The following is an 8,985-nucleotide window of genomic DNA, read 5'->3' on the forward strand; positions in this document are numbered from 1 at the left end:
AATTTTTCAATATTCTTTCAATTTAGCCTTGACTTTTTATTTGCAGGCTGTTTTTTTATTTAAAGCCCCCGTTGTTTTCTCGTCTGGGGAATTTAAAATTCCACTCAGAACATCTTCCATGGCTTTATCAATATTTTCCGGTATTGCAGTTTCTTCTTTTAAAATCCTTCTGATTTCCCTCATATAGTCTCACCTCCTGATCACCTTTTTTAATTTTGCTCTTGCCCGGGAAAGTTTGGTTGATACGGTATTGCTGTTCATTTCAAGAAGGGCACTGATTTCCTTAACTGAAAACTCATCAAAATAATAGAGTTCCACGATTTTCCTACTTTCTTTATCCAGGCATAAAAGCAATTGTTTCCATTCACAGAGATTCAGTTCTTCACAATGTACACCTTCTGCAAAATCATCCAGTTCTGCTGCATGGTTCTTTTGGCGGAGAATGTCCTTGCACTCATTTATAAGGATCCGCATCAGCCAGGTTTTAAAATACTTCGGTTCTCTCAGTCTCTGTATATTTTCATAGCAGGATAGGATTGTATTTTGCAGGGCATCAGCAATGTCCTGCTCATCCCGAAGATAAATCCAGGCAGTCTTATACAGGCTCTGCTTATTCATCCGGATTAATCTGACAAATGCTTCTTTATCTCCATTTTTAGCCTCTGTTATTAAAGCATCCATAAAGTACCTCCTTTTCTTCTTATAATTATTAGACTTGAAAAACAGCCATTTGCTTTCAAGAAAAAATTTTTATAAAAAACGCCATAGGTTTTCGATACCTATGGCGTGTAGATATAGGGAAAAGCTACCTTTTTTATCGGCAGTGGAGTGTTTTCTGTTATTGCATATTGTTGAATTGGTATAATTACTATTCCTCTTCTTCCACATCAGTAATAACATCTAATTTTTCTCAAAAAAGCCCCAAAATAGAACGTATAGTTTGTTTCTATACACTCTATCTCAAATTTGCTATTAAATGCAGCTCTGTTTTGTCTTCATAGTCTGCAAGTACATATTTCTCCTACAAGGGCCGCTTTTGCATCATTTCCCAATTTAAACGGCATTTCAAAAGTTTCCATTCGTTTTTCCTTAAAAAATAAAATAAAAAGCACTACCGTTTTTAGCGATAATGCTTTCCATATTCTTATCCGAGAAAGAATAACACAATTGAAAGAACAAGAGGGATTATCCAAGCTAAAACGGAAATTGCTACCTTCCAAAACGTCTTTCTTTTAAGTTTTATTAGATGACGATATGAATTTTCGATAATCTCATACACTCTATGATATTGATTATACGCCGCCTCAAATTCGTTGTATGCGTCTTCCACATCTTCAACCATACCTTCCTTTTGCTTAGCAAGTATTAACTGCTTTTTTGCTTTAGATACGGTTTCACAAAGATCTGACCAAAATTCCCCATTATCTACAACAGTTAAATCTGTAAAGCGATATTTATGTACAAAATTTTCATAATAATCACTGTACGCAAGGCACAGATACTTATAGCAATCCAGTACACAACGCTTCATATGACTCTTGGCTTTTCCTATATTCTTTTGAATTAGTTCCTCATTTGTAATTTCATAGCATTTTGCTATATGACTCATAATAGCCCTGACTTCATTTAAGATTTCTATCGGAAATTCATTTTCCATTACCTCCAATTGAGCTACATAAGGTTTTACCGTTTGTTGGTACTGTTTATAAATATCAGCTATTTGTTTTTGATATTCTTCCTTAAACACTGGTGTACTATTGGTACTTTCTGACATTATTTAATCCTCGACAATCCTGCATTTACTTTATCCATTGTTTTAATACGTCTTCTGGACAATAAAGGATTTCCACGTCCCACTTTCCTGTGATCCACCTTATTAGAAAATACCAATTTTCTGTTGTTCTTTTTTTGGATATACGAAATCTCGTCATCATAGTCCATATCTACAATTTCCCGATATTTCTTTCCCAGCATCTTTTCAAGTATTTTTTGTGATGAACTGTTAATCTTATACATATCAATCTCCACACTTCTTTACAAATTTTACTTTCCTGTTTCTATATTTATGTCCATACACGTATCTAAGTGTCTAAAACCAATAGATTGGTTTCATTATAGGAGTTCTTGGTATTACTGTCAAGAAACTTTCCTGTTTCACAGAGATTTCACTTTTAGTTTTTTGGTTCATGCATTTTTATAAAAAATTTATCGTGTATATGGTTCGGTGTCTTTTCCGTCATATACAAATACTTTTATATCCGTATTTTCACCAACATCAGCATGAATACCTACCGTGTGTTCTTTATCTGTAACGTTCAGAAAAGAATAGCAGCCACCCGCAGGAATACTGCCAGATACGAGTTCCTGTTTTCCTTCGCAGAGCAGATGCACAATAATGTTAAAATCGTTTCTGTTCTGAACCGTCAACACGCCTGTTTTGGATAAAATTTTTGCATCGGAATATGTAATTACATAAGAATCAGGCGTTGACTCTTCCGCGCAGGTTACAGAACAATCCCACTGTATCGCTGCATTTGCTTTTCGATAGGCTTCTGAAGACTTATATATTGAAAACATAATCATTGTACTTATAGCAACAATACTAATAATGCCCAACACTATTGTCACTTTTTTCTTCACAACCATCACCTCCACACAAAATTCAATTTGTTGCCCATATAATATCATATCTTCTCTTCAATTACATTACCTAATTTTAATACACGGCATAATTCCCTCCGGCAGATTATAAACATATTAATTAAAGCTGTCTGGCAAAACACAAAGGACAATGAAGAACAGGAGCCAACAGCATTACAACTTAGCTCCTGTCCTGTACATCCTGAATATAGAATTAGTAAAAACAAATTATCGGGACATCATACTGAATAAGGCTGTAAAGCTGTCCGGCATTTTCCGGGGGAAGATTGATGCATCCATGAGAACCACCTGTAAGATATCTATCACCACCAAAGTACGGCTGCCAGTCTGCATCATGAAAGCCAATTCCTCCATTGAATGGCATCCAGTACGTTACCGGCTGTTCATAAGAATAGGTTCCATTTGCTGTCATTTCACCTCGCAGCACAGACGGACTGCTCTTTGAATTCAGTGTGAATATTCCAGGGGGTGTTTTTCTATCCGGATCACCTGGCAGTCCGGATACGATTTCTGATTGAAAAATAATATTTCCATTCTGATAATACCACATATACTGCTCTGTAAGATCTACCTCTATATATGTATCTCCGAGATCATTGATCCCATGTGCATTTGCTCTCATAGAATATACCGGTTCCCTGGTTGTCTGGGTTCCTGATTGAATTTCCTGCATGAGCTGTGCTGCTTCCTTGTCCTGATCAATCTTCCATCCATAGGCTGAGCCATATACATACACAATCCTTCCGCTTGTGGTCTCAAATTGTCTTTCAGTGCCAACTGTATCATGATCTGCTGCAAGCTGTGCCACATAATCCACTACATGCTGCCTGAAGGCTCCATCATCCGGAAGCAACTGCCCTTTCTCGTCAAACTGCAGCCAGTTTTTGATGGTATTCCCGTCAAGTGTTACCGTTTCATCTCCAAATGTATATGTGATATTTACTTTTGCCAGGCTATTATACATATTTACCATATTCTGAAGTTCTGAACTATCTCTCGTCACATCTGCTTCCTTATAAGCCTTTGGATTGCTTCCCAGATCTACATCTGCCGCCTCATTATCAATTGCTCTGCTTATCATCTGATAAGCTTCCTTGGCATTTAATTCACTGCCTTCTGTCTCTGGCACAATAGTAAATTCTGAATTAGAAAAACTTACATACGCATTTTCCGGTGCTATCTGATTCTCTTTTTTGGCACAATTTAATGAACTTACCTGTTCCTCCAGCTTTTCCCGACTGAAAACAGTCTCTTCTTGAACCATATAATTTTTCGTTTCAAAAAAACCTCTGATCCATTCCCATGGTTTCTGAGTCTTCAGCAGCTGAAGGATTTCCCCGCTGGATACATATTGATAATCAATGTCTTTACCTGTAATAGTCTGAGGTTCCTGCATCCTTGCACTTACCTGAATAACATAGTTATCCTTTTTCCCTGCAATCTCCTGCTCAACTTCATAAGCTGTCTTATTTGAACTGTCAATTCCATTGATGGTCGTACCCAAAAAGAAGTGATATGAGTAATAATAAGATATACCTGCATACACACAACAGCTCATAACCAAAATCATCACTATAAGCATTACAACTATTTTCATAATTTTGTTTTTCTTTTTGTCTGAAGATACAGTAGATCTGAATTCAGACTTGTCTATCGGCACATAAGTAATTGTTCCGGGTCTTGCCGATTTTGAAGTTCTTATTGATTGCCCCATCACTTCTTTTTGTCTCATATCTTATTCATCTTTCTTTTATATCAACTAGTTTTTTACATTGTCATTGTCAAAATGCAATGTCTTATGGTACTTCGCATTCTCCTCCAGAAGTTTTTTCCATTTTTGTCCATCCTCTTTCGTAGGATTATCAAAATTCTGCTGGCCTTTCAGCTCATCCATATACTGGACATAATCCAGAAAATAAATGTCTACCGTAGAAATATCTCTGTCCTGAATTGCGAAGTTATTACAGTTTCCAGTAGACTCATTGTACGGAAGTGTGTTTCCATTGGCATCAAGAGCTACCATAAAGCAATCACTGTTGGAACCTTCCTTATAAAGTTCATTTACCGTCAATTCATATGGAGTACGAATCACCGATTTAAGTCCAATACCTGCATCGTTTGTATCATTGAGTTCCAATACTTCTGTCTGGGAATCATCTACCGTAACCGGGATATCGAAGCTCCAGTCACCTTCATATTTGTAGTAGCCAGCATCCCTTCCATATTTTTTCTCATCCTCTTCTGACCACTGATAGTTTGCTTCCAGTCCTCTTACCTTCGTAATATCCAGATGCAGGTTAAAGGTATCTGGAATATCAATATCTTTAATGTACTTCTGATATTCTCCACCACGTTCAGACAATTTATTGATAAACTCTTCCAGCAGCGCATAACCTTCATCCGTCTGATCATCTAAGTCCGCCTGAGTTATTCCCATCTCATCCATTACCTGCTGTGTCATTTCATTGTATTTCTCATTATATTCCGTATAATCTTTTGCGGCTTCAGCCAAATCATAACGGAAAATACATGCATAGGTGTTATCATCCAGAAATTTTCCTTCCACTTGACCGTCAATTACCGGGCTAGCCTCTGAATTAAAGTCCACACCCCCTGTCATATCCAGATCAATGACTGGTGTTCCACTTTCCGCCCCAGTTTCTGTTTCTGGGAACGGTTTATCACTTTTAAACTGCATAGTCACATAAATTGCCTGGCTGTTTGCATATACCTCAGAACATGTAATTGTCAGCCCATCTGCTGTCTTAGTGTAAATAGCATCATTATTGGTATGATCTGTCTTGGCTCCGTCTGTTTCACTGCTATCTGTCTTCGTTCCATCAACAGCTTCCAAAGTTGTTGCATGATCTGAAAAGTCACCAAAGAAACTCACATTATCCTGTAAAATTTCAAAGAGTCCTCCTACAACCGGGATATTTTTTGCCATTACCGGATTGATTGCACAGAATACAAATCCTACTGCCAGTACCGCTGCCATCCCTCCTGCTATCCTGCCTCCACTTTTCATCCAATGATATGGATCCTTTGATGCTTTTTTCTGTAAAACAGCGTTATTTTCAATCAAACGATATGCCTGATTAATATGTTCATGCACGATTTCCGGCATTTCTATGTCCTTTTGAAGTTTTTTCTGGAAGTCTTTCTCATTATAATTTAAAGTCATCATTAGGCACGTCCCTCCTTAACCTTATATCCATACATCTCTGCAATCTGTTTTCTGCCACGATAAAGACGAGATTTTACAGTGCTTTCCTTCATATCCAGAATGTCACTGATTTCCCGGATACCAAATCCTTCCATATAGTATAGAAGAACAACCAAGCGGTATTTACTGTCCAATGGCTCTAAGGCCTGGATCCATTCCATTGCTGCATATTTTTCTTCGTGAAAAGGCGTTTCCGGCATCTGATCCGTATAAGTAACCAGCTTTTTCTTCTGTATCATGTCCTTGCACTTATTGATCAGAATTCGGATCATCCATGTCTTGAAATATCTGTTCTGTTTCAGACTTTTCAAATTTTCATAGCAGGAAAGAATCGTATCCTGTATTGCATCCGCAACATCTTCATCATTTTTCAGATATGCCGCTGCAACCTTGTACATACTCTGTACATTCTCATCTATAAGCCGACAAAAGGCATCTTTATCGCCTTTCTTTGCTTTTCGTATCAAAATCTCATTCATTGTCGTCTCCCTTCTCCTATATCAGACCGGTCATCAGGAAATATTGTATAAAAGCTTTTCTTTATGTGCTTCTACTTATTAGACGTGCAAACTCCCAAAAAAGTTGCAATTTTTTTTAACAATCTCAGAAAATCCCCAAAAGATTAGTTTGAACACTTCCATGCTTTTCATGATTATCAGTCAAGGTGCTATAAAATATTTCAGGTACTAAAAACAGCCGTACCATGTGCTTTTACATGATACGGCTGCCAATGATTCCAGCCCCTCAGGACAGATCAATCAAAAATCATATTCTCTGTCCTATCAGGTTTTAAAAATACTGTTTTCGAAATTCCATTACATTCCAGCGTTACTTTCTGCTCATGGGAAGAACAGAGGCGAACCCTGTGTATCCTGCCCTCTCTCCATTCAAAATCAACTGTGATGTCACCCTGTGCCTTCATTCCCTGGACTTTTCCGTCCTTCCATTCATCCGGAAGTGCCGGAAGTAACAGGATGTACCCTTTCCTGCTCTGGATGAGCATCTCTGCAACCGCAGCTGCAAAGCCAAAATTCCCATCGATCTGGAACGGTGGATGTGCACACAGCATGTTGGGATAAATGCCGCCTCCCACACAGGAAATATTTTCCTCCCTGGTATAACGGAGCTGGTTTTTCAAAAGCCCCAGTGCATGTTCCCCGTCCCGTAAAGAAGAGGAGGAACAGACAATGAAAAGATTTAAAGCTTATATCGAATATGTAATGAACTTTTATGCCAACTATTACAGATTTTACCGGTAAGTGCAGAATATGGCTTCCGGATATAACCCGGAACCTGTATTTGCAGTTTATGTAGATCTTGTAATCAATAATTTCAGTATACGCTAGAATCCGTTTCCTGTACATGAACAGGATGCGTTAATATATAAACAAAATTTTACAGTTGGCAGACTTAGCCAAAAAGGACCGATATCAGTCTTGCAAAGACCTTGTATCGGTTCTTTTTGTATTTTCTCATTATCTAATTATGGGAGGATTTTTCTATATCACCGAAAAAACTATTATTCCCGCACTTCAAGCCACTGGTCAATGTTTCCAAAATGTACCGCCTGCAGGTTATCTACATCAACCAGTTGCGGGAAGCTGTTTCTGATGATCATGACACCATTTTCCTTATCCTGTTTTTCTCCACCGCCAGCGATGCCTCCCATGGTCCTATCAAGTGTTAAAACCGTTCCATCTTTATAGCGCACCTGGTCAATACTGGTTCTGGCATAAAGATCCATGCCATAATCTGTACCTGTGTACTCAAACTTGTTTTTCTCATCTTCATACACCTTCATAGCTTCATCATAATCAAGATATAATGACCATAAAAGGGGCGTTACTTCCATTTTTTTCACTGTGATTTCATAACCTCCAAAATCACATTTCCGGTTCACTTCCAGAGTTGTCGGAGGCTTTACTGCACCCAAGGTCCATTTAAAGTCCCATGTTCCATCTGTAATAACAGTCGTATCATAATCTCCTTCCTCCGTAAGATTCTTTAATGTGATTTCTACTGTTTTATTACTCAGATCATAATCACCGTCATAAGATATACAGGCGTTAAAATATTTAAGATGTGTAGAATTTTGATCTGTTTTCAGTAACATATCCTGTCCTACCCCAGTGTTGAAGCTTCCAAATCTGTTATCGTCCACTGCATATACTTCTTTTCCATCGATCTTAAAATGTGTTATCTCCTCAAAAGAAGTATGATCAGTCATAGAAATACTGTCCTCTGTTTTCACTTCAAAAAAAGCATACAGGAATCCCTGATCCTGAATAGAATCTGTCAGGGTAACCGTCACACCCTTTTGTGTTACAGACTGGTCTATATTCTGAATATAGTTTGATTCCTGCATCGTTTCCTGCTGTTCCTCAGATGGTTCCAGTCTTTTTAACAAATGGTCATTCCATTTAAAGAACTCTTTTGCCGCCACTGTTACTCCCATGCCTGTACAGATCACTGCTGCTGCAATCAGTAATCGGCCACTGAATCTTTTTCTTTTGTATTTTTTATCAACTGCATCTGCCTGCTCAATATGTCTCAGTGTCTCTTCAAATTTCTCATGAAAATCCTGTGGTACTTCCGGTGCTATATTATTCCATTTGTTCTCTAACATGACATTTTCCCCTTTCCTGTTATTCTCTTTGATAGCTTGCTGTTTTTCCCAGGCATCGGTCTTTTCTCTTCTTCATCGGATAACTGTGCTTTCAAAAACTCTCTTGCACGGGAAAGTCTGCTTTTAATCGTTCCTTCCGGAATATCCAGAGCCTCACTGATCTCTTTCTGTGAGAATCCTTCTAAATAATACAATGTTACCAAAATCCTCAGATCCTCCGGAAGTTCCATAATCGCCATATACAGATGACTGTATCTGTCCTCCTCAGTCAGCCTCATATTGTCCATATATTCTTCATATGGAATAACATTTTTTCTTTTCCGAAGAATCCCATTGCATTCATTGATCAATATCTTTGTGATCCATGTTCGAAAATACTTTTCTTTCTTTAAGGTGGGAAGTTTCTCATATGCCTTAAGAATTGTTTCCTGCACAGCATCCCCACAATCAGAATCATTCTTCAGAATGGACT

The 8,985-nt window shown here is 38.0% G+C and carries 11 protein-coding genes; all 11 read right to left on the bottom strand.

Annotated elements, in window-relative coordinates; genetic code table 11:
* Positions 1–36: 36 nt before the first annotated feature.
* Positions 37–183 (bottom strand): hypothetical protein, encoded by a 147-nt coding sequence (locus LJE11_RS17945; protein ID WP_020994006.1) that lies wholly within the window; start codon positions 181–183, stop codon positions 37–39.
* A gap of 6 nt (positions 184–189) precedes the next feature.
* A complete protein-coding gene (locus tag LJE11_RS17950; RefSeq protein WP_020994007.1) occupies positions 190–681 on the bottom strand; it encodes a sigma-70 family RNA polymerase sigma factor in 492 nt (163 codons plus the stop codon).
* A 463-nt stretch (positions 682–1,144) separates the two neighbouring features.
* Positions 1,145–1,774, bottom strand: coding sequence for a hypothetical protein (locus LJE11_RS17955; protein WP_008703665.1), 630 nt, complete (start codon positions 1,772–1,774; stop codon positions 1,145–1,147).
* Positions 1,774–2,016, bottom strand: a complete 243-nt coding sequence (locus LJE11_RS17960) for a hypothetical protein (RefSeq protein WP_020994008.1) — start codon at positions 2,014–2,016, stop codon at positions 1,774–1,776. The genes LJE11_RS17955 and LJE11_RS17960 overlap by 1 nt, the downstream gene beginning before the upstream one ends.
* Positions 2,017–2,205: 189 nt before the next feature.
* Positions 2,206–2,646, bottom strand: a complete 441-nt coding sequence (locus LJE11_RS17965) for a hypothetical protein (protein ID WP_008703669.1) — start codon at positions 2,644–2,646, stop codon at positions 2,206–2,208.
* Between the two features lie 208 nt (positions 2,647–2,854).
* The gene (locus tag LJE11_RS17970) at positions 2,855–4,393 is read right to left on the bottom strand and encodes a L,D-transpeptidase family protein (protein WP_008703671.1); all 1,539 of its coding nucleotides are present in this window, start codon (positions 4,391–4,393) and stop codon (positions 2,855–2,857) included.
* A gap of 27 nt (positions 4,394–4,420) precedes the next feature.
* On the bottom strand, positions 4,421–5,848 hold the full coding sequence (locus tag LJE11_RS17975; protein WP_020994010.1) for a DUF4179 domain-containing protein: 1,428 nt from the start codon (positions 5,846–5,848) through the stop codon (positions 4,421–4,423).
* Positions 5,848–6,366 (bottom strand): RNA polymerase sigma factor, encoded by a 519-nt coding sequence (locus LJE11_RS17980; protein ID WP_008703676.1) that lies wholly within the window; start codon positions 6,364–6,366, stop codon positions 5,848–5,850. Before LJE11_RS17980 ends, LJE11_RS17975 begins: the two co-directional genes overlap by 1 nt.
* A 275-nt stretch (positions 6,367–6,641) precedes the next feature.
* Entirely contained in the window at positions 6,642–7,025 is a 384-nt protein-coding gene (locus LJE11_RS17985; protein ID WP_008703678.1) for a glycoside hydrolase family 95-like protein, read from the bottom strand.
* 381 nt (positions 7,026–7,406) lie between these two features.
* The gene (locus tag LJE11_RS17990; protein ID WP_020994012.1) at positions 7,407–8,513 is read right to left on the bottom strand and encodes a DUF4179 domain-containing protein; all 1,107 of its coding nucleotides are present in this window, start codon (positions 8,511–8,513) and stop codon (positions 7,407–7,409) included.
* Positions 8,507–8,985 (bottom strand): RNA polymerase sigma factor (locus tag LJE11_RS17995; RefSeq protein WP_227296345.1); only part of this gene is annotated, 479 nt, incomplete at its 5' end. The genes LJE11_RS17995 and LJE11_RS17990, both read right to left, overlap by 7 nt.

The sequence above is a fragment of the Blautia sp. DFI.1.216 genome, assembly GCF_020594215.1.
GTDB classification, from domain to species: Bacteria; Bacillota; Clostridia; order Lachnospirales; family Lachnospiraceae; genus Blautia_A; species Blautia_A wexlerae.